The organism is Bacillus sp. CGMCC 1.60114, from assembly GCF_042676365.1.
Classification (GTDB): domain Bacteria; phylum Bacillota; class Bacilli; order Bacillales; family Bacillaceae_G; genus Bacillus_A; species Bacillus_A rhizoplanae_A.
In genome coordinates this window covers 1-23,515 of record NZ_JBHTHG010000117.1, presented here as the reverse complement: position 1 = coordinate 23,515, position 23,515 = coordinate 1, and the positions used below count along the sequence as shown (strand labels likewise).

The 23,515-nt window shown below is 36.3% G+C and carries 26 protein-coding genes and 1 pseudogene; 10 read left to right on the top strand and 17 right to left on the bottom strand.

All coding sequences use genetic code 11. From position 1 onward, the window contains the following. Positions 1-56: 56 nt before the first annotated feature. Complete coding sequence (locus tag ACFQZ1_RS18630) at positions 57-428, bottom strand: hypothetical protein (RefSeq protein WP_377883689.1); 372 nt, start codon at positions 426-428, stop codon at positions 57-59. Between the two features lie 82 nt (positions 429-510). Between ACFQZ1_RS18630 and ACFQZ1_RS18625 the strand changes: the two are divergent. Then, a pseudogene (locus ACFQZ1_RS18625) lies at positions 511-657 on the top strand (Na+/H+ antiporter NhaC); the annotation flags it as partial. A 14-nt stretch (positions 658-671) separates the two neighbouring features. Here ACFQZ1_RS18625 and ACFQZ1_RS18620 read toward each other — a convergent pair. Next, the gene (locus ACFQZ1_RS18620) at positions 672-2,882 is read right to left on the bottom strand and encodes a bifunctional 2',3'-cyclic-nucleotide 2'-phosphodiesterase/3'-nucleotidase (protein ID WP_377883688.1); all 2,211 of its coding nucleotides are present in this window, start codon (positions 2,880-2,882) and stop codon (positions 672-674) included. Between the two features lie 297 nt (positions 2,883-3,179). Here ACFQZ1_RS18620 and ACFQZ1_RS18615 point away from each other — a divergent pair, with 297 nt between their 5' ends. Together ACFQZ1_RS18615 and ACFQZ1_RS18610 are read left to right on the top strand one after the other, a co-directional pair. Beyond that, positions 3,180-3,959 (top strand): GDSL-type esterase/lipase family protein, encoded by a 780-nt coding sequence (locus ACFQZ1_RS18615; RefSeq protein WP_377883687.1) that lies wholly within the window; start codon positions 3,180-3,182, stop codon positions 3,957-3,959. A 247-nt stretch (positions 3,960-4,206) separates the two neighbouring features. Further along, on the top strand, positions 4,207-4,653 hold the full coding sequence (locus ACFQZ1_RS18610) for a MarR family winged helix-turn-helix transcriptional regulator (protein WP_377883686.1): 447 nt from the start codon (positions 4,207-4,209) through the stop codon (positions 4,651-4,653). A gap of 24 nt (positions 4,654-4,677) precedes the next feature. On the opposite strand, the gene ACFQZ1_RS18605 is transcribed toward ACFQZ1_RS18610, so the two are convergent. The 7 genes from ACFQZ1_RS18605 to argC form a co-directional block, all read right to left on the bottom strand. Then, positions 4,678-4,833 carry a hypothetical protein gene (locus ACFQZ1_RS18605; RefSeq protein ID WP_377883685.1) on the bottom strand — a complete coding sequence of 52 codons (156 nt, stop codon included), beginning with the start codon at positions 4,831-4,833 and terminating at the stop codon, positions 4,678-4,680. Positions 4,834-4,887: 54 nt separating this feature from the next. After that, complete coding sequence (locus ACFQZ1_RS18600; protein ID WP_377883684.1) at positions 4,888-5,439, bottom strand: DUF2062 domain-containing protein; 552 nt, start codon at positions 5,437-5,439, stop codon at positions 4,888-4,890. A 107-nt stretch (positions 5,440-5,546) separates the two neighbouring features. Further along, entirely contained in the window at positions 5,547-6,494 is a 948-nt protein-coding gene (gene argF / locus ACFQZ1_RS18595) for an ornithine carbamoyltransferase (RefSeq protein WP_377883683.1), read from the bottom strand. A 13-nt stretch (positions 6,495-6,507) separates the two neighbouring features. Beyond that, on the bottom strand, positions 6,508-7,662 hold the full coding sequence (locus ACFQZ1_RS18590) for an acetylornithine transaminase (RefSeq protein ID WP_377883682.1): 1,155 nt from the start codon (positions 7,660-7,662) through the stop codon (positions 6,508-6,510). After that, a complete protein-coding gene (gene argB / locus ACFQZ1_RS18585) occupies positions 7,631-8,425 on the bottom strand; it encodes an acetylglutamate kinase (RefSeq protein WP_377883681.1) in 795 nt (264 codons plus the stop codon). The genes ACFQZ1_RS18590 and argB overlap by 32 nt, the downstream gene beginning before the upstream one ends. An 11-nt stretch (positions 8,426-8,436) precedes the next feature. Next, entirely contained in the window at positions 8,437-9,660 is a 1,224-nt protein-coding gene (gene argJ, locus ACFQZ1_RS18580) for a bifunctional glutamate N-acetyltransferase/amino-acid acetyltransferase ArgJ (RefSeq protein WP_377883680.1), read from the bottom strand. 12 nt (positions 9,661-9,672) lie between these two features. Beyond that, complete coding sequence (gene argC, locus ACFQZ1_RS18575) at positions 9,673-10,710, bottom strand: N-acetyl-gamma-glutamyl-phosphate reductase (protein ID WP_377883679.1); 1,038 nt, start codon at positions 10,708-10,710, stop codon at positions 9,673-9,675. 229 nt (positions 10,711-10,939) lie between these two features. On the opposite strand from argC, the gene ACFQZ1_RS18570 reads away from it, so the two are divergent. Both ACFQZ1_RS18570 and ACFQZ1_RS18565 read left to right on the top strand, forming a co-directional pair. Further along, entirely contained in the window at positions 10,940-11,125 is a 186-nt protein-coding gene (locus tag ACFQZ1_RS18570; RefSeq protein ID WP_377883678.1) for a YqzH family protein, read from the top strand. A 53-nt stretch (positions 11,126-11,178) separates the two neighbouring features. Beyond that, positions 11,179-11,547, top strand: coding sequence for a hypothetical protein (locus tag ACFQZ1_RS18565; RefSeq protein WP_377883677.1), 369 nt, complete (start codon positions 11,179-11,181; stop codon positions 11,545-11,547). A 23-nt stretch (positions 11,548-11,570) separates the two neighbouring features. On the opposite strand, the gene ACFQZ1_RS18560 is transcribed toward ACFQZ1_RS18565, so the two are convergent. Further along, positions 11,571-12,365 carry an SDR family oxidoreductase gene (locus ACFQZ1_RS18560; RefSeq protein ID WP_377883676.1) on the bottom strand — a complete coding sequence of 265 codons (795 nt, stop codon included), beginning with the start codon at positions 12,363-12,365 and terminating at the stop codon, positions 11,571-11,573. Positions 12,366-12,374: 9 nt separating this feature from the next. Next, positions 12,375-13,325 carry an MBL fold metallo-hydrolase gene (locus tag ACFQZ1_RS18555; protein ID WP_377883675.1) on the bottom strand — a complete coding sequence of 317 codons (951 nt, stop codon included), beginning with the start codon at positions 13,323-13,325 and terminating at the stop codon, positions 12,375-12,377. 172 nt (positions 13,326-13,497) lie between these two features. On the opposite strand from ACFQZ1_RS18555, the gene proI reads away from it, so the two are divergent. Beyond that, entirely contained in the window at positions 13,498-14,337 is an 840-nt protein-coding gene (gene proI, locus ACFQZ1_RS18550; protein ID WP_377883674.1) for a pyrroline-5-carboxylate reductase ProI, read from the top strand. 31 nt (positions 14,338-14,368) lie between these two features. Here the strand turns inward: proI and sdaAA are convergent, their stop codons facing one another. The 3 genes from sdaAA to rnz form a co-directional block, all read right to left on the bottom strand. Beyond that, positions 14,369-15,247 carry an L-serine ammonia-lyase, iron-sulfur-dependent, subunit alpha gene (sdaAA, locus tag ACFQZ1_RS18545; RefSeq protein WP_377883673.1) on the bottom strand — a complete coding sequence of 293 codons (879 nt, stop codon included), beginning with the start codon at positions 15,245-15,247 and terminating at the stop codon, positions 14,369-14,371. Positions 15,248-15,265: 18 nt separating this feature from the next. Beyond that, positions 15,266-15,925 carry an L-serine ammonia-lyase, iron-sulfur-dependent subunit beta gene (gene sdaAB / locus ACFQZ1_RS18540; protein ID WP_377883672.1) on the bottom strand — a complete coding sequence of 220 codons (660 nt, stop codon included), beginning with the start codon at positions 15,923-15,925 and terminating at the stop codon, positions 15,266-15,268. Between the two features lie 418 nt (positions 15,926-16,343). Then, positions 16,344-17,267 carry a ribonuclease Z gene (gene rnz / locus ACFQZ1_RS18535; RefSeq protein WP_377883671.1) on the bottom strand — a complete coding sequence of 308 codons (924 nt, stop codon included), beginning with the start codon at positions 17,265-17,267 and terminating at the stop codon, positions 16,344-16,346. A gap of 189 nt (positions 17,268-17,456) precedes the next feature. Here rnz and ACFQZ1_RS18530 point away from each other — a divergent pair, with 189 nt between their 5' ends. Continuing rightward, complete coding sequence (locus tag ACFQZ1_RS18530; protein ID WP_377883670.1) at positions 17,457-17,708, top strand: DUF3932 family protein; 252 nt, start codon at positions 17,457-17,459, stop codon at positions 17,706-17,708. A gap of 97 nt (positions 17,709-17,805) precedes the next feature. On the opposite strand, the gene ACFQZ1_RS18525 is transcribed toward ACFQZ1_RS18530, so the two are convergent. Next, on the bottom strand, positions 17,806-18,579 hold the full coding sequence (locus tag ACFQZ1_RS18525; RefSeq protein WP_377883669.1) for an alpha/beta fold hydrolase: 774 nt from the start codon (positions 18,577-18,579) through the stop codon (positions 17,806-17,808). Positions 18,580-18,759: 180 nt separating this feature from the next. On the opposite strand from ACFQZ1_RS18525, the gene ACFQZ1_RS18520 reads away from it, so the two are divergent. Next, entirely contained in the window at positions 18,760-19,050 is a 291-nt protein-coding gene (locus tag ACFQZ1_RS18520) for a hypothetical protein (protein ID WP_377883668.1), read from the top strand. Between the two features lie 313 nt (positions 19,051-19,363). Here the strand turns inward: ACFQZ1_RS18520 and ACFQZ1_RS18515 are convergent, their stop codons facing one another. After that, complete coding sequence (locus ACFQZ1_RS18515) at positions 19,364-20,602, bottom strand: DNA polymerase IV (protein ID WP_377883667.1); 1,239 nt, start codon at positions 20,600-20,602, stop codon at positions 19,364-19,366. Between the two features lie 683 nt (positions 20,603-21,285). Then, positions 21,286-22,404, bottom strand: coding sequence for a tripeptidase T (locus tag ACFQZ1_RS18510; RefSeq protein WP_377883666.1), 1,119 nt, complete (start codon positions 22,402-22,404; stop codon positions 21,286-21,288). Between the two features lie 190 nt (positions 22,405-22,594). On the opposite strand from ACFQZ1_RS18510, the gene prli42 reads away from it, so the two are divergent. Both prli42 and ACFQZ1_RS18500 read left to right on the top strand, forming a co-directional pair. Further along, positions 22,595-22,690, top strand: coding sequence for a stressosome-associated protein Prli42 (gene prli42 / locus ACFQZ1_RS18505; RefSeq protein WP_377883665.1), 96 nt, complete (start codon positions 22,595-22,597; stop codon positions 22,688-22,690). 333 nt (positions 22,691-23,023) lie between these two features. Then, positions 23,024-23,515, top strand: a 492-nt coding sequence (locus ACFQZ1_RS18500; RefSeq protein ID WP_377883664.1) for a transposase, incomplete at its 3' end; no start/stop codon positions are given.

Here is a 23,515-nt window from a genome sequence, read left to right as displayed (position 1 = left end):
CTTTTTCAAACAATACTATTCTTAAAATAGAACAGCTTATCATATGATAAGCTGCCCTATTTACCGTGCTGAATTTTACCAATCTCCTGAATCAATTGCTCATCTGTTTTGCCTTCTATTTCAATCCCCAGTTCTTTTGCATGCTCTCGAAGAAGCTCTTCTCTCTTTTCATAACGCACTTCATCTATTTCTTTTTGAATCTGTTCTTTTGTTTTTCCTTCTATAGAAACTCCGAATTTATCTGCTGTTTTCTGCATTTTTTCTTCTTCATTTTGTCGCACTGTTTCTTTCGGCTTTCCAACACTCGTCTTTATTAAATTAGGAGATGCCGCAAACGCTGTATAAATTCCAGCACCGCCGACGAGTGTGAACAACATAGAAACAATTATAATTTTCATCTTCATGTTTTCTCCTCCTTTCACGTTCATTATAACGCACAATATTATAATTAGCGTTAATTTTCTTTATATTACTCCTATCATACGAAAACTCCTTCCGATCTTGAAGCGAGGGTTTCTCACAAATGTCATAAACGTACCAACAATGAGCTACCTTCCATACACCGTTTTTTGTTTACTTTGCCCAATTATTACTTTACTCGTAGGATTCACAGGCTTCGGCCTTTCATGGAATAAAGAAAAGTCCACTGCTACTTAGCAGTGGACTTTTCTTTATTCTTTATTTAATTTCTTTCTTCTAAATAATGCTATCGCACCTGCACCAATAAACGCAAGACCTGCTGCTAATGTCGTAAACACATTAGCTCCTGTCTTTGGCAAGCTATTATCTGTTTTCGTTTGATCTTGACCTGAATCTGCTGTTGTCGGCTTCTCGTCGCCGTTTTTATTATCTTCTGGTGTTTTCGGCTGATCCCCACCGTTATTATTATCTGGTGGCGTCGTTGGTTGATTAGTCTCGTTATCTCCACCAGTTGATTCTTCATTCTTTTTCGTTAAATCAATTGCATATTTTGCAAATTCATTTTCTGATGGGCCAACATAAGAAATGTTCCCGTCTTTTGCTATATATTTTTGAGCATTCGGTGAAGAATCAAATGTCACATTTAATTTCTCACCAACAATTGGTTTAAACGTCCAGTTTTTATCTGCTGTCGGATTAATTGTTTTCATTTGTTTCATATATTCTACAATAATTTGACGTGTTTCGTCAGGAGATTGTAAAATCACTTCTCCTTTACTTACACCTGGGAATGTTTGACTGCTACCACGGTAGTTATTCGTTGCTACAATAAACTCTTGACCGTCTGTTATCGGTTTTCCATCATATGTTAAGTTCACAATACGATTTGCAGCCTCATTTACAACTTTTCCATCTTTGTCAAACTTAGCTGGCTGTGTTACATCAATTTCATATTTAACGCCATCTAACACATCGAAATTATATGTTGGATAATTTATATTCACTAATTTTTGCTCATCTGTTTTCTTTGGATCGATTTGGTTAAATTGACCCGCAGACATCTCTAACCAATCTTTTAACTGAGCGCCATTTATTTTCACTGCATATAATGTATTTGGATATACGTATAAATCCGCAACGTTTTTAATTGCAAGTGTTCCAGTTGGAATATCTGTATAATATGTAGATCCGTTACGTCCACCTGCTTTAAACGGTGCACCCGCTGATAAAATTGGCAAACCTTCAAATTTTGTGCCCTTCATCTTCTGCTCTGTATACCACTTTTGTGCATTTGTTACAATTTGGACAGATGGATCATCTTGTACAAGCGCAAAATAACTGTTAATTGGTGCTGTCGTTTCACCAACTGGTGTATTTACATATTTAATTGTCGCTTCATGATCATCCTTCACTGCTTCTACTAAAGATTTATCTGATTCTACTAAAGCATTTCCCTTGCTGTCTGCAATTGGACGAACAGAAGGTTTAGATTTATCTTTTTGTACTTCCCATTTTCCATTGACTTGTTTCAATTCCATATCAATAACTCCTAAGTTACTTCCAAAAGCACCAGGCATTACAACCGGAATGCCATTAAATGTATCAGTTACAACAGCATGAGAATGTCCTGTTAATACCGCATCAACACCAGGAATATTCGTTAAATAGAAAGAAGCATTCTCCATTCCAATGTTGTATCCACTCTTATCAATGCCAGAATGTGCCAACGCAACAATAATATCTGCACCTTCTCCCTTCATTTGAGGTACTAATTTCTTCGCTGTTTCTACAATATCTTTCGCTTTTACTTTTCCTTCTAAATTCGCTTTATCCCAGCTCATAATTTGCGGTGGAACAAATCCCATTACGCCAATTTTCACTTTCTTATCCAGCTTATTACCAGACTCATCTGTTAATTCTTTTTCAAATATATGATATGGCTTAAAATAGTTTTGATCATTTTCTTCATTTTTATCTTTATCATCTTTATATACGTTAGAATTGATGACAGGAAACTCTGTTTTGCTAATCGCTTTGTCTAAGTAGTCTAAACCATAGTTAAACTCGTGGTTTCCAAGAGAAATAACGTCATACTTCATCATGTTCATTAAACGATATAATGGATGCACATAATTTCCATCTAATCCTCTTACTTTTGCTACATAATCGCCAAGCGGTGTTCCTTGCAGCGCGTCTCCATCATCAAATAAAACAGAGTTTTTCGCCTCTCCCCTCGCTTGATTAACAAGAGTCGCGGTTTGAACTAATCCTACTTTATTATCTGTTTTTGTTTGATAGTAATCATAGTTCATTAAGTTTACGTGAATATCAGAAGTTTCTAATATCCTTAGTTTTACAGTGCTTCCCTCTTCCTCTGCATGTACAGGCGTAGGCCATATTTGCGGAGCAATGACTCCTAATGCAAGTGCAACACCAGCCAACGTTTTTGTTGATTTTTTCACAAAAAAATCCCCCTTATAAAATAATCCCCTGCGACAAAGTAGAATATTAAGTGTGTATCCCTTCACACCGTCAAATTCTAAAAGAAGTTAGGTGTCTTACTTCTTCTGAGGATATAATAAATCTACCCGTCTGAAATCTATCATAACGAACAATAATTTATATCGTCAACGTAATTTGACAGACTTCTACAAATTTTCCGTAAAAATAATGTAAAATTTTTATGAAGGATTAATGCCTATCCCCTTACTTCTCCAAATGAATATGGTACAATAACCATTCATAAGGAGGGTATAACGATGAAAAAGATCATTTTATCTACACTTTGTCTCCTCCTTCTTATCATTACACTTCTGTATTATGAAAAGGGTCATGAGACAAATGTTCAAAAAGAATCTTCAGCAGCTGCTGTTCCGCACTGGATTGATACTCAAACAGATGCAACACTTCATCATCTTGTCTTAGGCGATTCTCTTGCAAAGGGTTACGGTTCTACACAAGGTGGATATACACAAATTGCTTCTCATACATTAGAAGAGCAATTACAAAAACATATTACCGTCGATAATCTCGCTGTAAACGGATTAACAACAGATGGTTTACTTCAAATGGTACAAACAGAGGAAGTAAAACAAAAAATAAAAGATGCCCACATTATTACAATTAGTATTGGTGGGAATAACATTTTACACATAAACAAAAATGTCGGTATTATGGAAGGAATGAAATTATTAAATGAAGAAAAAGATCGCTTTGAAAGCGATTTACAAAACATTGTAAAAACCATTCGTATGTCTAATCCGAATGCACTCATCATTTTATCTGAGCTCTATAATCCATTACATCTCGAAGATTCCATTGCTTCTTACGCAAATGTCTTCTTAGATAGCTGGAACAAAACAATTTATTCAATTTCAAAAGAAAATCAACCTTCACTCGTATTACCGATTCGTAAATTATTACCCAATGATCAAAAAGACTTACTATACGACCAAGTTCATCCAAATGATAAAGGATATGAAAAAATTGCAGAATCCTTTGTACAGCAAGTGTTGTCATATAAAGTGAAACTTCCATAAGTAGGCGATTTTCCTACTTATGGTTAGTTGAACCAATCGGGCCCTTACAGGCGGTTTTACCTCTTAGATTATCCCAAGCTATCGCCTGTTTGGGCGAGATAAAGTGAAACTTCCATAAGTAGGCGGGGTTTCATCTTAAGTTCCCACAACTACCGCCTGTTTGAACAGAATCAAGATAAAAGCAAATAATTCTATTTTTATACATCATGATTTTTTGTTACAATAAGAATAGAAGGGGGCCTGTTATATGGAGTCACGTGAGTGGGAGCGTATCGTTGATCATCTTCTTTCGTTAGTGCCTCTTTTTTATCGCAAGTTTATGCTTCCTGGAGAGTTCTCTTCTCGTAGACATATGCCACCATCACATACACAGGTGTTATTGTTATTGCATGAACGAGATACATTAGCGGTTTCAGAAATCGGAAAACGGTTAGCTATTTCAAGACCGAATATGACACCATTGCTAAACAAACTCATTCAAGAAGAACTTGTAGAGCGCCATTATAGCGAAAAAGATCGGCGTGTTATTTTAATGTCACTTACAACCGAAGGGAAATTATTGGTAAATCAATACAAACAATTCCTTTTAGAGAAACTGAAGGAAAATTTACAAACGTTATCATCAAGTGACCGGGAACAACTGACCCATTCGCTACAAACAATTCAAAATTTAATTATGAAAGCAAATATATAAAGCTGCTTCTATACAGAAGCAGCTTTATGTTTCGTAATAGTTTCCATAATATACATTGGAATACGGCCAAGTAGTTAAATACGGTTTACTTTCTTGTGATGGTTGAATCTGTCTTACGCTCGGGACAGGATAATATATAATACGCGGATAGTACCTAGGAACATAATAAGAAAAAAACATCAACTCTCCCCCTTTTTACAAGCATATTCAAAAAGGAAATTTGATGTGCATTCATTATATTTGTGTAATGGGGCTTTTTATTTGCTTCTTTCTTCTTGTCAATCTCAGTTTGCGGTTTTTCTCGTATAAATAGTACATAACAAAATAGGCAATTATGCCGAATACAATTCCTATAATTGTCATTCCGATTATTACATATACTTCGTTTTGTAGCAGGTTTCTTAACATCGTTAGCCCATGACTTGAAAAAAAGTCTTTTATTGTATAGTGGTGATACGGCATTTTTTTTACTTCAAATGGATAAATAAGTTTTCCGAGTGCATGTGCGAAAGGAATTAGAATAACAGGTAAAAATGTTGCTTTTCCAATAAGATTGCCAATAACCGCTGCTGGAAACGAACCGTTCAATAATCGAACAAGCGGATAAAAAATAAGATATACGAGAGAAGCTGTATGAATAACTAGCATTTCCATTCCAAAACCAACAGCAAATCCTCTTGATACAATTTTCGCACCTTCTGGTGCACGTAATAATTTATAATAATTTAATTTCATTCCTCGCCAAACACGCTGAAAGAATGAATACGTTTTTTTATTTACTCGCATCTGAATCATCTCTCTTATATTTTTCTGTTATTTACTATTATAAAGTATATAAGGAAAAAATGCGAAATCTCAATAAGACATTTAACAAAAAAAACAACCTTCCATTATTAAGAAGGTTGTTTTTCTTGTAATAAACTGACTAATAATGCCTTTTGTACATGCAAACGATTGCCAGCTTGCTGAAATACAATTGATTGTGGTCCATCAATAATTGCTGCAGTTACTTCTTCTTCACGATGAGCAGGCAAACAATGTAAAAAACGATAAGTTGATTTTGCGTACTGAGTGAGCTGCCCGTTTACTTGATATGGCTGAAATAATTCATACTTCTCCTTACTATCTTCTTGACCCATACTCATCCAAACATCTGTATAAACAAAATCCGCTTCTTCAACAGCTTCTTTTGGATTATACGTAATTTCAATTTTAGCTCCAGTTCCTTTTGCAATTTCTATCGCACGTTTCACAATCTCTTCATCCGCTTCATATCCTAGAGGTGTTGCAACTGTAATATTCATTCCCACTTTCGCGCTCCCAAGCAGCAATGAATGGCAAACATTATTTCCATCTCCAACGTAAGCGAGTTTAATATCTTGGAATGTATTCACTTCTTCATAAATCGTCATTAAGTCTGCCAATGCTTGACATGGATGATGATCATCTGTTAATCCATTAATAATTGGAATTGTCGCTTCCTTTGCTAATTCTTCTACTTCTGCATGTGAAAATGTTCGTATCATAATTCCATCAATATACTGTGACAACACTTTGGCCGTATCTGCAATGCTTTCTCCTCTGCCGAGCTGCAATTCTTTACCGCTTAAAAACATACCATGGCCTCCAAGCTGGATCATACCAGCTTCAAATGATACACGTGTACGAGTAGAATGTTTGTCAAAGATTAATCCTAAAATTTTATCATTTAATAAGGGCAATGTTTTTTCTTTTTTTACATATATCGCAAATTCAATAATTGCAAGTATTTCTTCTTTCGTTAATTCCTCTAATGTTAAAATATCCTTTGTTTGAAGTTTAGGTGCAGACATTGTTTTCATATAAATTCCCCCTCTATTTAATCACTGCTTGTTTGCATACACGATTCATCATATGCACGGCTTCATTGATTTCTTCTTTCGTTACGATAAGTGGCGGTAATATACGCAGCACATTCGGCCCGGCTTGCAAAACAAGAAGTCCTTCTTTCTCTAGCGCCGCTACCATAGCACTAACATCCTCCTTGCAAACAATCCCAATCATAAGCCCTTTCCCACGAATATCAATAACCCAATCGATATCCTGTAATTCTTCTTGTAATTTCCGTAAAAAATACGCTCCTTTTTCTTGTACTTCTTGTAAAAAAGAAGACTGTGAAATAATTTGTAATACCTCTTTTGCAGCTGTCATGGCGATAAAATTTCCGCCAAACGTCGAGCCATGTGTTCCTGGAGAAAAAGTAGATCCCAACTCTTTCTTACCTAGCATCGCTCCTACTGGAATACCATTTCCAAGTGCTTTTGCAACTGTAACAATATCAGGAGAAATCCCCATTTGTTCGTATGCAAATAATGTCCCTGTTCTTCCGATTCCTGTTTGCACTTCATCTACGATGAAAAGTGCACCATGTGCATGACACAACTTCTCGATTTCACGTAAAAATGTTATATCTGCTGGAAGAACGCCACCTTCCCCTTGCACAACTTCAACCATAACAGCTGCTACTTCTTCACTCATTGCTTCTTGAAAGGCAGCAATATCATTGAAAGGAAGATGCAAAAAGCTTGGGAGCAGCGGCCCAAACCCATCGTAAATTTTAGATTGGCCTGTTGCACTCATTGTTCCAAATGTTCGTCCATGAAACGATTGTTTACATGTAATTACAACTGATTTCCCTGTATACTTACGCGCTAATTTCAGCGCCGCTTCATTCGCTTCAGCACCGCTATTACAAAAAAATGCATAGTCTAATTCTCGATTTTTCGTTAATAACGCAGCTACTTCTTCTTGTACTGTATGAGGAAATAAATTTGAAATATGCCATATTGTCTTTAATTGCTCTTCTACAGCATTTACGACAGCGGGATGACAATGCCCTAAATTACATACTGCAATTCCAGAAGTAAAATCTAAATATTGCTTTCCTTGCTTGTCTATAACCTTTGTTCCGCTTCCTTTCACAATTTCAATGTTTCGTCTACTGTATGTCGGAAAAACATGCTGTCCCATTATATATCCCCCCTTTTGTTACTGTTGTACCACTCCACTCTCCTTTATTTGTTAGAAAACGTTGTGTACCGTTCACAATTTCAACATCCATTACCCCTAATTCCAGTGACTTCAGTGCTGCTTTCACTTTCGGTATCATTCCGCCAGTAATCGTTCCATTAGCTATAAGATCTAGAAGCTGCTTTTCATCAGCTTTCGCAAGAAGCTGCTCCTTACATATAACCCCATCTACATCTGTAATAAAAATTAACTTACTCGCATTCATCGCTATCGCAATGGCTGCGGCCGCTGTATCTGCATTGACGTTATATACTTGCCCATCCATTACTCCAACAGGTGCGACAACAGGAATAAACTGATTTGCTAACAAATGTTCTAGTAATATCGTTTGAACATATTGCACTTCACCGACAAAACCAAACTTCTCTGCTAACGGAGTGACTTGTAATAAATTCCCATCACAACCAGATAATCCAACCGCTCCAAGTTCTTGTTCATTTAGCTTTGAAACCAATGTCTTGTTTGTACTACCGCATAATACCATTTGCACAACTTCCATTACCTCTGCCGTTGTCACACGTAGTCCATCTTTCTTTTCAATTGGGATACTTAATTTATTAAGCATCGTATCAATTTCAGGTCCACCGCCATGAACAACAATCACGTCATATATTTGTGCCATTTGTTTCATACATTGAAAAAATGTTTCGCCTAAACGGGCTAACATACTACCGCCACACTTTATTACAATACGCTCTCTCATTTCTTCTCTCCTTATGTGCGATAACAAGCATTAATTTTCACATATTCATAACTTAAATCGCATCCCCATGCTCTTCCACTGGCTTTGCCAAGATGTACATGTACATCTATAACAATCTCTGATTGCTGTAACAGTTGTTTCATCTCTTCTTCTGAAAAATGTTGCGGTTCACTACCTTTTAATACTGCAATCGACTGAACATTAATATCCACCGTACTCGTTTCAATTACAATGCCGCTTTGTCCAATTGCGCTAATAATACGTCCCCAGTTTGCATCTTCACCGTATACAGCTGCTTTTACAAGATTGGAGCCGACAATTTTCTTCGCAATCATATTTGCTTCTTCTACAGTGCGTGTGCCATGCACATTTACTTCAATTAACTTTGTCGCCCCTTCTCCATCTTTCGCAATTTGCTTTGCTAGATCTTCACACACCATTTCAAGTGCCACCAAAAACTTCTCCCATTCTGGATGTTCTTCACATATTGCGGTTGTGTTTGATAGGCCACTTGCCATAACAAGTACCATATCATTTGTAGACGTATCTCCATCAACCGTAATTTGATTAAATGTATGATTCGTAATTTGTGATAACGCTCTTTGCAACGCTTCGCTTTCTATATTCACATCAGTTGTAATAAATCCAAGCATCGTTGCCATATTCGGGTGAATCATCCCTGAACCTTTTGCAGCCCCTGCAATTGCAACTTCTTTTCCTTCAATAGAAAGCTTATAACACGATTGTTTCGCAACTAAATCTGTTGTCAAAATGGCTTCAGAAAATGATGCTGCAATCTCTACTTCTTTTGATGGTTGTAAAAAAGAAATACCATTTCGCACTTTTTCCATTGGTAGGGGCTCCCCAATGACTCCTGTAGACGCTACTGCAACATAATGCTCCTCTAAATGAAACTGCTTAGCTGCTAATGCACGCATTTCATATGCATCTTGTAGTCCTTGTTCGCCTGTACAAGAATTTGCATTTGCACTATTGACAACAATAGCTTGTAATTTTTTCTTTGCAGCAACACTTTCTTTTGTAACAATAAGAGGAGCTGCTTGAAATTGATTTTGTGTATAAACAGCCGCACAGCTAGCTGGAACTTCACACACAATTGCTCCCATATCTTTTCTCTCTTTTCTTAACCCCGCATGAATTCCAATTGCTGCAAATCCTTTTGGTGTTACAATCGAACCGTTTTCTATCTTCGTGCATAATAATGTTTCAATCATGATTCTTCCCCCTTACGGATATAGCGGCATAAAGTGTAAATTCTCCGTTTCTTTCACTCCTGCCAATATATTTGCATTTTGTACTGCCTGCCCAGCTGCACCCTTCATTACATTATCAATGACTGCTACAATCGTAATTCGTCCCGTCCGTTTATCGTAAGCTGTTCCAATATCACAAAAGTTAGATCCTCTTACTTCTTTCGGGCTTGGAAAAACTCCCTTTTCTCGTATTCTTACAAACGGTGAGTGACAATAACTCTCTTCATAAATTTGCTGAAGTGTAACATCTGTTATCTCTTTCTTTACCTTTGCATAGAGCGTTACCATAATTCCCCTTGTAATCGGAATAAGGTGTGTACTAAATGTAATTGGTTTCACGCCCTCATCCCATTCTTGTAACATTTGCTCAATTTCTGGAACATGCTGATGTTCATTTACTTTATAAATGTATAAATTATCGTGAATTTCTGGAAAATGCGTCATACTTGTTGGTGTCTTTCCAGCTCCAGAAACTCCTGATTTTGCATCAATAATAAGTGAATCCACTTCAATTATTCCGTTTTTGACTAACGGAGCTGCTGCCAGTAATGTTGCTGTTGCATAACATCCTGGATTCGCAATTAAATCTGCTGTTGCAATCTCACCTTTTTTCCACTCTGGTAATCCATAAACAGCTTGTTGTAACACTTCTTCTTTCGCAGCTGGTTTTTTATACCATTCTTCATATGTAAATGGCTTTTTGATTCGAAAATCTCCTGATAAATCAATAACTTTCATACCCGCCTCTAGTAAACTTGGAGTCAAATTTGCTGACACCCCAGCCGGTGTTGCTAAAAATACAAGATCTGCTTCTTTTGCAATCCCTTCAACATCTACTTCTGCTAATGTATGAGAAACAAAAGTAGATAAATGGGGATAAGACGCTGTCATGGCATCTCCAATTTGCGAAAAAGAATGTACCGATGTTACCGTAAAGCTTGGATGGTGTGTTAATAACCGTAAAAGCTCAAGTCCTCCGTATCCAGTTGCCCCAATAATTGCCGCTTTCATAATTCCTCCTCATTACCTTTTAGATTTAAGTATGATTATAATACTGTATATTTATGAAGTCAATTAAATATTTATAAATTTTTAAATAATAAAAATTGATATAAAAAGTCGTTTTACTAATAAAACTTTTAAAACACATGAATTTTTATGCAAATCAACAATATAGAGACTTTCTTTTCTAATTCAAGTACAATAAAAACAATATATATACATGTAGGTGAGAAAAATCATGAATGAAAAACTAATCCAAAAAATGATTACAAAAAGTTTTCAACAATATCAATGTACGCCAACTTCACAAGAAGACTATAAAATGCTTATAGAACGTATTCAAAACATACTTTCTAATAATACAGAGGTTGACTTATACGAAGCAGTAGAGGATGTCGTATATGAATACATTACGTTATCGTAAAGATTGAAAAACTTATAACATGTTAAAGGAGTATGAAAAGGAGATTATAAAAAATGAAAAAAATTTTTATTCTTCTCGGATTACTTACTTTCTTTTTAACAACTTGCCAAGATAGCACCATGAACTTTACAGACATTTATCCTCATATTCATGTAACAAAAATAGAAGTAACGAAAGGTAATGGAGAAAATACGATCATTACTAATCAAACACATATCGATGAATGGATCAATCACATGCAGTCTATTACATTCGCACTAGAAGAAAAACAAGAAAAAAAAGTCGGATATTTATATTCCGTAAAGATGTATAACAAAGACGAAGAAGTAGGTAGTTTCACGACTTCTGAAATTAACGGACATTATTACAAAGAAAATACTGAATTAGTATCAGCCATAGAAGATTTAATCAACAAAAAATAGGAGATTCTCTTTTTGAGAATCTCCTATTTTTTACTTAATGATTTTCCAGCTACACGCTCGAATAACCCTGGAAACAATGAAAAAATAATCGGTCCTAAATTCATCCATTTCGGTAAATTTACTTCACGCTTTTTCATTTCGATTGCTTTGACAATTTGACGTGCTACATAGTTTGGTTTTAATATGTAACGTTCTACACTTTTTATGTATGTACCAGATTGATCTGCTATCGTATGAAAGTTTGTGTCAATTGGACCTGGATTAATAGCTGTTACAGTAATGTTTGTATTTGCAAGCTCCATGCGCAAACTATTTGTAAACCCTAATACTGCATGCTTCGTTGCTGCATATGCACTTGATTTCGGCGTTGCAATTTTCCCCGCTAATGAAGCGATATTCACAATATGTCCGCTATTCTGTCTCATCATATAGGGCAAAACTGCCTTCGTACATGCTACTAAACCAAATACATTTACATCGAACATATCCTTTACCTCTTGCACCGATGCATCAACGAATGTTTTAAAAACACCAAAACCAGCATTATTGACTAATATATCAATATATCCTAGATCTTGAAGTATTTGTGTAAAAATACGCTCCACTTCTGCTTCATTACTAACATCCAAAGCATAGTAATGACAAGACGTACGATATGCTGTTTCAATTTTTTGTTTGAGCGCCCGCAGTTTTTCTTCTGTACGAGCAACTAGTACAGGGATTGCACCTTGCTCCGCTACTTGCATCGCTAGCTCTTCTCCAATTCCACTTGAAGCTCCTGTGATGACGATTACTTTATCTTGTAAACGTCGGCTCATGGCTGTCACCTACTTTGCATAGTAAATCCATTGTTCGGATGACTTGTCAATCATCACTTGTTGATTATATGCTAAAAAGTCTAATTGTCCAACTGTTTCAGAGATTGTAAGCGGCAACTGCTTTTCATATAGCGTTGGAAATAGTTTGACACACACCTCAAATGCTGTCATCGGTTGTTCTTTTAATAAATTTAATACTTTAAAAGCTCGCGCCTCTTGTTTTTGTAATCGCTCATTTACTAGCTCTGCTACATCAAGAACATCTTCTCCATGACCTGATAAAATACGTGAAATATTCATACTGGCTAAGCGCTTTAATGTTTCATTGTACTGCAGCATCGGTTTCGCCCGTTCCGTTTCTCCTTCATATGGCGGCTCTAAAAGGGGATTAGAGGAAATATGTCCAATCAGTGCATCCCCGCCAATTAACAATCCATCTCTTTCCCGATATAAAGAAATATGAGTAGATGCATGCCCCGGTGTTTCAATCACCGTAAATTCCGGTAAAGAAGCAATACTATCACCTTCTCGTACAGTATGTGTAAGCGAACGTTTACAGGAGTAAATCATTGTTTTCGTTAACAATGCACCTTGTGGTAACAAGACTTCTGGAACTCCAAACTGTACAGATGCTTCTAAAAAGAACTGCTGATAACGCTTTAGAAATTGCGGATCTTGTGTAATCCACGGTTCATTCCACGGATGTCCAACAATATTTGTTCGTTCAGAAAATATATTCAATAATCCACAATGATCTGCATGGTGGTGTGTAAGAACAACCGTTTCAATATCCTCTACTTTATATCCTAATGCACCTAGTTGCTTCTCCAGTGCAAGTCTCGATTCTTCTGTATTTGTTCCTGTATCAATTAATGTAGGTGTTTCTCCCTCTACTAAAAAAACATTGACTGTTTCAACCGCAAATGGAACAGGAATTTCCATTCGATGAATGACTGTCATACATATTCGCCTCTCTTTCTTTCCGTTTCAAAAAATGAATCTTCCTTCAGTTTACATCTTATATAAAAATTTGTCATTATTTTCAGACAAAAGGGAGGGATTTTCTATACAAAACCGAATGTATGTAAATTTATAAGTTATTCTCATATACACAGTAAAAGGAGGACTCATCATGTCACTACGAAAAATTGCTTTTGTCGGTGCAGGTTCAATTGCCGAAGCTACGCTTGCCGGCTTATTACAAGCTCACGTTGTAAAAGGGGAACAAATTACTGTCAGTAACCGCTCTAATGAAAGAAGACTACAAGAGTTACATCATCGCTACGGAGTACATGGTACACATGATAAAAAAGAGCTGCTTGCTCATGCCGATATCATATTTTTAGCAATGAAACCAAAAGATATTGTGGAAGCTCTTACTCCATTACAGGATTACATTACAGAGAATCAATTAATCATTTCATTATTAGCAGGTGTATCTACGACATCCATTACTAATTTATTACAAAAAAATGTTCCTATCATCCGGGCAATGCCAAATACATCATCGGCGATTTTAAAATCCGCTACTGCTATTTCTCCTTCTGTTCACGCAAAAGAAGAACATATTATGCTTGCAAAAACGCTTTTCGAAACAATTGGTCTTGTTTCTGTTGTAGAAGAGAAGCACATGCACGCTGTTACCGCTTTGTCAGGAAGTGGACCAGCTTATATTTATTACGTTGTCGAAGCGATGGAAAATGCCGCAAAACAAATCGGCTTAGAGGAAACTGTTGCAAAATCACTTATTCTTCAAACAATGATTGGTGCCGCAGAAATGTTAAAAACAAATACAAAGCACCCTTCCATATTACGAAAAGAAATTACATCACCAGGAGGAACAACAGAAGCCGGTATTGAAGTATTAAAAAGCTTTCAATTTCAAGAAGCACTTGTTCAATGTATTACAGAAGCAACAAAACGTTCTCATGAGCTTGGTGAAACGTTAGAGAAATTTGTAAATGAAAAATAAAAAACCTTGCTGAGTAAGCAAGGTTTTTCTCTTATTCACTTTTCTTTCCAAAAATTTCTTCCTGTATACGACGCCCCGTTGGCGTTGCCGCAAGACCGCCTTCTGCTGTTTCACGAAGCGCACTTGGCATCGATTGTCCGATGCGGTACATCGCTTCAATTACTTCATCACAAGGAATAGCACTCGTTACACCAGCTAATGATAAATCAGCTGCAATCATCGCATTTGATGCACCTGCTGCATTACGTTTTACACACGGTACTTCTACAAGCCCTGCAACAGGATCACATACTAAACCAAGCATATTCTTAAGTGCGATACTCATCGCTGTTGCTGCTTGCTCTGGTGTACCCCCAGCCATTTCAACAGCTGCTGCCGCTGCCATACCACTTGCTGAACCTACTTCCGCTTGGCACCCACCAGCTGCCCCGGCAATGCAAGCATTGTTCGCTACAACCATACCAAACGCACCAGCTGTAAATAGAAATTCAATCATTTCTTCGCGTGTTGGGTTTAACTTTTCTTTTAGCGCAAATAACACACCTGGTACTGTTCCAGCTGAACCAGCGGTTGGCGTCGCGCAAATAATACCCATAGCAGCGTTTACTTCATTCGTTGCGACAGCTTTACTTACCGCATCTAAAATTGTATCCCCAGACAACCCTTTTCCACTTTTCATGTACGCTTGTACTTTCACTGCATCTCCACCAGTCAGTCCAGTCGGAGATTTTACGCCTTGAATTCCACGCTCAACTGCTTTTTCCATTACAACTAAATTTTTTTCCATACCAGCAATTACTTCTTCACGAGAAAGTTTTCTTGTTTCCATTTCACATTGAATCATAATCTCTGCGATTTTTACGTTTTTCTCTTCTGCTTGTGCAACTAGTTCCGCTGCGTTCCGAAACATGTTGTGTCCCCCCTGCTATTAATCCATAATGGTTACTTGACAAATATTTGACTGCGCTTTAATTTCATTGATTATCTCATCTGCTAACAACTCATCCGTTTCAATGACCATTAACGCTTTTCTTCCTTTTTCCTTACGTGAAACACTCATCATACTAATATTGATTTCATGCTTTGCAAGAATAGATGCCACTGAGGCAATTGCTCCAAAACGATCATTATTTACAATAAGAAGCGCCGGACTTGTACCTGTTAATTGCAAATCAAATCCATTTAGCTCCACAACTTCAATTTTTCCACCGCCGATTGAACAAGCAACCACTTCAATTTCATCCTCATCTTTATACAAACGAATTTTCGCTGTATTTGGATGTACTGCTTGTGCTTCTTCTTCAATAAATGTAACATCAATTCCACGTTCTTTTGCAATTTCAAGTGCCTGCGGAATACGAGGATCATCTGTTTCAAATCCTAGTATGCCCCCAACAAGCGCTACATCTGTACCATGACCTCGATACGTTTTCGCAAACGAACCATATAAAGAAATGATAATTTTCTCAGGTTCATGACGGAACAGCTGACGAGAAACTTGCCCCATTCTTGCTGCACCTGCTGTATGTGAACTAGATGGACCAATCATCACTGGACCAATAATATCAAAAACTGAGCGATATTTCATAATAGTTCCCCCTAAATCTTCATTATGAAAAAGTTACTTACTAATAATCTATTAATCTGTCACTTTTTTGTTTTTCTATTTGTACTAATAAATTTATAGAATCAATTTAATAAACTGATACATACCATCAGCTATCATAATATATAAGAATCATCTTGTCACTTCTTGATTTATTTTATTTTTTTACAAAAACAAAAAAAACATAAATTTATTACGTACAAATACTATGAATACGTTTTCATTATATCTCTTTTTTTACAGAATTTAAATTTTTTAATATTTCAAACTAAAGACGAACTTTTCTTTCACACATTCAGTTCAATAATATTTTACCGTAAGTAGTTCTTCTCTATTTTACGAAAACGATACAATAAAAAACCATGACGGATACATACGTTATCTCTGTCATGGTTTTTTATTATTTTGATACAGGAAAACTTTTCAAATCTGCTGCAATTTCCGTGTTTGGAAATACTTGTCTCGCTTCTTCAACGAGCATGTTACATGCTTCACCTTGATAACGAGAACTAATATGAGTTAAAATCATTTGTTTTACATTTGCTTGCAGCGCAATATTCGCCGCTTGCTGTGTTGTAGAATGGTAATAATCATGAGCTTGCTGTGAATCTTCCGCACCGAACGTCGCTTCATGTACAAGTACATCAGCATCTTGTGCTAATTCAATACTCGCTTCACAATAACGTGTATCTCCTAAAATTGTAATAATTCGTCCTTTTTGAGGTGGGCCAACGAAATCCTTTCCGCAAAGTATACGTCCATCCTCAGTCTCTACTGTTTCCCCATCTTTTAACTGCTTAAAAATTGGTCCCGGTTTAATTCCTTCCTCTAATAGTTTATCTACCAGAAGATGCCCTGGAATATCCTTTTCTACAATGCGATAACCAAAACATTCAATGCCATGTGACAATCGTTTCGTTTCCACAAGAAATTGCTTATCTTCATATACAATACCTTCTTCGGTAATTTCTATAATCTCTATCGGGTATTTCACATGTGTTGTACTCACTGTCAATGTTACTTCAATAAACTGTTTAATCCCTTTTGGACCATATACAGTTAACGGGGTTGTTCCTCCTTGAAAAGAACGGCTTCCTAACAAACCAGGCAATCCAAAAATATGATCCCCATGTAAATGTGTAATAAATATTTTCTCAATGCGACGCGGACGCACTGATGTATGTAAAATTTGATGCTGCGTTGCCTCACCGCAGTCAAATAGCCACGTTGCACCTCGTTCTTCTAGTAATTGCAAAGCTATCGCTGATACGTTTCTTCCCTTTGAAGGAACACCAGCTCCCGTTCCTAAAAATACAAATTCCACGTTGCATCCTCCAAGCATTTCATAATATCTATCGTTATCTTACGGAATATAAACAAAAATGGCAAATAAACTTCGTATAAACCACTCATATAGACAACTATATATTACGAACATTGACAATAAAAACTTCACACTCGTTCGTGTCTTGTAGTAAGATAATACTATCATTTATACAAGGTGGCTAAAACAATGAAAGAAGTATTTCGTTTACAAACTGACTTTTCTTCTTCTTTTGACCGCTGGGTAAGCTCATTTATTTCTGAAACACCAGCAGAATTAAAATGGTCTACATTAAAAGAATTAATTCATGAATATATAGCATTGCATACTGTTCAAGCGGTACCAGAATACATCTCGTCTTCCATCACATATTATGCACAGCGCATTTCTACGCCAACTAATACAGACATTGTGATTTACGAAAGTCCTTCTATGTCATAATATGTTTACGTATTAAAACATAAAAAGGTATCGGCTTCCGATACCTTTTTATGTTGGGATGAATAAGCAAAACGACTTATTAAATACAAAATGGCTATCAATTGTCATGTATTGTGGCAAATTTCTTAATCATTTCATTTAAATCATTCGCTGCTTTTGTAGGAATCTGATGCTTTACATTATCAATAAAATTTAATTTATTACATGGCAATTTTTCATACAGTAGCTTCGCATAACTGTAGAATGGCTTATCTTTCTTACCATAAACTAACAAAACAGGAAGCTTAATCTTTCTAAGTTGACTTGTACAATTATAATGCAAACTATAACGATAATATTGTTCGATATTTTTCGCATTTCCTTTTCGCGCTTCTTTAAACATCTTTACAAATAATTTCTGTGTATTCGAATTGCTGCATGCAATGGACAATGCTAAAACATGAATAGCTCGTGCTTTTGCAAGTGTCATACCTAAAGAAATTTTATTCTTTAGATGGTTATCCTTTACTTCTGGCACCCCTCCGATTACAATACCCCCTAAGGTCCTTTCGGCATAATTCAACAAAAATTCCAATACGACAGAACCTCCCATTGAATATCCGCATATGAATGCTCTCTTGATGTTCAAATGATCCAATAAACATCTAATATCTTCAACAATCAATGGATAAGTTAGCGATTGTTTTGAATACTGACTTCTTCCGTGACCTCTAATATCAAAAGTAATAACTTGAAACTTTTGAGATAATTCTTCGACTTGGTACTCAAAATTTACAGAAGTGAGTACAGGAGGATGAATAAAAACAATAGGAATCCCTTTTCCCTTTACAGTATAGTATAGGCTGCTACCGTCCACATCCAACATTGGCATATATGTAATCACCTCATTGTCTTTACATTAGCTTTTGTTATTATACGAAGCTTTTCTTTTTATATTCTGGAAAATACATTAACATAAGTTGTCATCATAAATCTCCATAAATATCGCAATATAAATCATGTAGAATGGAGCTAAATATCTATTCCTAAATTTTTCTACAAGGAGTCGAACATGAATATTCTAACTTGGTTCATATCATTATTTACTTTTAGAAGAGGAACTCAGCGAGTCTTGCAATTGTTTAGAATTAGACGGAATAATAGAAATTGGATTTGGATTTCTTTACTAGGTATAGGAACAGTTTTTGGTTTAGCAGCACGCCGAAACTTCAATATGATGCGGCCGGTTCAACGTTTCTTTCGAGGCGTTCAAAGTACAACAAGAACAGTTATGCCAACCAATTTAAATTTGGCAAATGTGGAATTTGGTAATGAAATAACTCCAAATAAACAAAAGAAATAATTGCATAAAGTGAAACTTCCATCAGTGGGGGGGTTCTTCATCCCCCACTGATGGAAAGCTCTCACCAATCGGGCGCATGCCAGCAGTTATCCTCCCGCCTATCTTCCTTGCTTCTCTCTCAACCTTGAGGTGGGGGAATAACTGCCCGCGAATAGCGGGATAAATGATAATAACCAAACACAAGTAGACGTGTTGACAGCGATTTATCACGTTTTTTAAGACAGATTCATTGTCTCGCATATACACTAAAAATCACGTAGAAAATACCTTCTGCGTGATTTTGTTGTAGTCAATAAACTTACATATGAATTTTTCATATGAATTTATTCTCTAAATTCTGCTGAAATGTTTTCTCTTGTTGCCGAAACAATTGACTACCGTGCTGAATAACCTTCGTCCCATATTTATTATTTAATTGCTCCATCACTGTCAAAAGCGGTTCTGCCTTCGCATCTTCTTCAAATGAAAATAAATCAAGCTGCTTTATCGCTTCTGTTTTCCATTCCAATTCACAAGCAGTAATTCCAAGTAATCGAACAGGGTCACCATTCCAATGTTTTTTCCATAGCCGTATTGTCGCCTGAAGAATATCCTGCCATTCCCAAATTGCATTTTCTAGCATTTTACTGCGCGTAATCGTTCGGCGATTATAGTATTTAATCGTAATTTGAATATTATATGTAACAAGAGTACGTTTTTGTAATCTTCGGCTAACAGATTGAGACAAGCGCTCTAACGTACTTAACAACTCCTTCTCTTCATCTACATCTTTTGGCAGCGTTATAGAATTCCCGATCGTTTTATATTGCCCCATTTGACTTGGATCAACATCTCTATTATCTATACCGTTTGCACGTTTTTGTAAATCCAATCCATGATTTCCAATTACAGAACGAATAATAGGGGCTTTTCCAGTAGCTAAATCCCCAATCGTATGTATATGTACATCTTTTAATTTTTCTGCTGTTTTCTTTCCGATTCCATGCATTTTTTCAACTGGAAGCGGCCAAAGCCACTTTCGTACATCACGTTTACGAAGCACTGTAATACCTAGTGGCTTTTTCATATCAGAGGCTGTTTTTGCTAGAAATAAATTCGGAGCAATTCCAATACTGCATGGAAGTTGCAATTCTGTGAGTAATGTTTGTTGAATCATTTGAGCAATCTCTAACGGTGAACCGAGTCCATAGCAATCTGTAATATCCAAATACCCTTCATCAATTGACACGGGTTGAATTTTTTCTGTAAACCGTGCAAGAATTTGAAACAATGCAAAAGAAGACTCTCTGTACAACTCAAAATTTGGATGCTTTACAATGAGTTCCGGACATAACCGTTTTGCTTCCCAAACAGGCATTGTTGCACAAATTCCCTTCGCCCTTGCTTCATAACTGCACGTTACAATAATTCCTTTCCGTTCCTTCGCATTACCAGCTATCGCTAATGGTTTTCCGTGCAACGACGCATCACGCGCAATTTCAACAGATGCATAAAAACAATTCATATCAACATGCAAAATGACACGACCATTTTTCGGATACATTTCACGCATCTTTCTCACCTCACAGGAACATTTGTTCTTATTTTATCAAAAATATTATAAAAAAATCAATATTGAAGAGGAGGAAATCACTCATATATAGAAGCAAGCTCATAAGAAAAAGTAAAGGAGATCATGTATGGGAGAGTTTCAAGTATTTCTTTCTCTTTATCTGTTACTTTTTATGATATTTGGTTTTACTCTATCCTCTATTTGCGGTTTCTTCCAATATAAATTATATAAAATAAGTTTGTACAAACCTTTGGTCTTCTTATATATAATAGGTTGTACATTTTTCTTATTCGCCAAAAATTCGTTTCTATTTACGATTTTCTCTGTTTTAACACTCTTTGCTTTGCTAGGCATTTTTACTGGGAAATATGTAAAGAATATCAATCAAAAAGTAGAGGAAGAGTTTAAAAAATAAATAACATATTTCTAGTTATAAGGAGAAAACATGTATACACGTTTAAAATCCTTTTATCTAATCTTACTATCTGTTTTCTGCTTGTTGATCATCTATTTACTACTTCCAATCATAGGTTTCGATGCTCATGGGCTCCTTTCGTCTCTATTGCCATTTTCAGCTTTGTACATTCTTCCATGGATTTTTCTGTACTGGTTTATTCACCTCGTGAAGGCGTTGAAATCAAAATAAAAAGAGGCTAGCTTTTATGCTAACCTCTTTTTCCACATTACTTCGCTACTTCTTCAATAATCGCAATAACCATTTCTGCTGTTTTTGCTAATTCTTCAACAGGTATTTTTTCGTTTGTTGTATGAATTTCTTCATAACCAATTGCTAAGTTTACTGTTGGAATACCATGTCCAGCGATTACGTTTGCATCACTGCCGCCACCGCTTTGATGAAGAGATGGTGTACGACCGATTTTTTCAGCAGCACGTTTTGCAACTTCTACAACATGATCGCCATCAGCAAATTTGAATCCTGGGTACATTACTTTTACTTCTACTTCTGCTTGTCCGCCCATTTCTTTAGCTGTAGATTCAAATGCTTCTTTCATTTTGCGAACTTGCTCTTGCATTTTTTCGTCTACTAAAGAACGTGCTTCAGCAAAAATTTCTACATAGTCACAAACGATATTTGTTTGTGTACCGCCTTCAAAACGACCAATATTTGCAGTTGTTTCAGAATCAATGCGGCCAAGTGGCATTTTTGCAATAGATTTTGCGGCAATTGTAATCGCAGATACACCTTTTTCTGGTGCTACACCTGCATGAGCTGTTTTACCACGAATAATTGCATTTACTTTTGCTTGTGTTGGCGCTGCAACAACGATTTCTCCAACCTTTCCATCGCTATCTAATGCATAACCATATTTCGCTGTAATACGTTCACGGTCTAATGCTTTTGCACCTACAAGACCAGATTCTTCACCAACTGTAATGATGAATTCGATTTTTCCGTGCGCAATATTTTTTTCTTTTAACACGCGAATTGCTTCAAACATTGATGCAAGTCCAGCTTTATCATCAGCACCTAAAATCGTTGTGCCGTCTGATACGATATAACCATCTTGAATAGACGGCTTAATTCCTTTACCAGGAACAACTGTATCCATATGAGAAGTAAAGTAAATTGTATCTACGCCTTCTTTTGTTGCTGGTAATGTACAAATTAAGTTACCAGCACCGTGACCAGTCTCACTCATTGTATCGTCTTCAAATACTTCAACGCCTAAAGAAGAGAATTTTTCTTTTAATACTTTGCAAATTTCAGCTTCGTATTTTGTTTCAGAGTCTACTTGCACAAGTTCCATAAATTCATTCACTAAACGTTCTTGATTAATCATGAGAATGCGCCTCCTGCATTATGTATGTAACAATGACTATTATAGCAGAATTTCGTAAAATTTTCGAAAGAGATGGTACAAGAAGTTATTTGCAAAGTTGAGCAATCTCCAAAAGTAAGTTTCGATTGAACCCTTGTCCCATTTTTTATTTCTAGATACAATAGAATAGAAAGATTCGCAAGGAGGATCTATGATGAATAAAAAAACTCAAAAAATTATGGTTTATGTTATGTTAATTGCAATACTTGTGACAACATTACTTACTGGTCTAAGTATGTTGTGGTAAAAAAAGAAGTGCATCTTTCATGTTGCCATAGTGATAAGTCCCGTAAGACAGTCTATAATTCATATCTATAACAGCAACTCCTTTTCACAAAATTTTTATTTCCCTCACATTAACAGGCAGTGAGCTGCCAGCACTGATGGAAATTTCACCTTATCCTCATAAACGCAAGTGATATATACACATATCAAAACAAGACGCAATATGACAAAAAGCCAACATATACGGGGCTGTTGACAAACTCTTCGAGTTAATCAACTTCTTCGGGAACTTTCAGAGCCTATGTAGTACGATAGACTACATAGGCTCTTTTTATTTTGGAGGTTTTGTTCGACTATGATGGGAAAACAAGAAGATAAGCAACATCGTTTGGTATACATAAACTTAGAAGAATTCGTACCGAAACAACATTTATTACGCAAAATTGGGGAAGCAGTAGACTTCTCGTTTATATACGAAAAAGTAGAACATCTCTATTCTTCAGTAGGACGGAAATCTATTGATCCAGTTGTTCTTCTGAAGATGCTTTTGATTGGCTACTTATACAATATAGATTCGGAGCGCCGCTTGGAAGAAGAGGTACAATATAACTTGGCGTACCGCTGGTTTTTAGGATTAGACTTAGAAGATTCTGTTCCTGATCACTCTACATTTAGTCAGAACCGTCGGCGGCGTTTTCAAGATGGCACCGTGTTTCAAGAAATATTTGATCACATCGTTAGGTTCTGCATAAAAGCAGGGCTTGTCACGGGTGAAGTCATGGTGACAGATTCTACTCATATCAAGGCATACGCTTCCTCTGAACGGACAGAAGTTGTGAGCGTAATC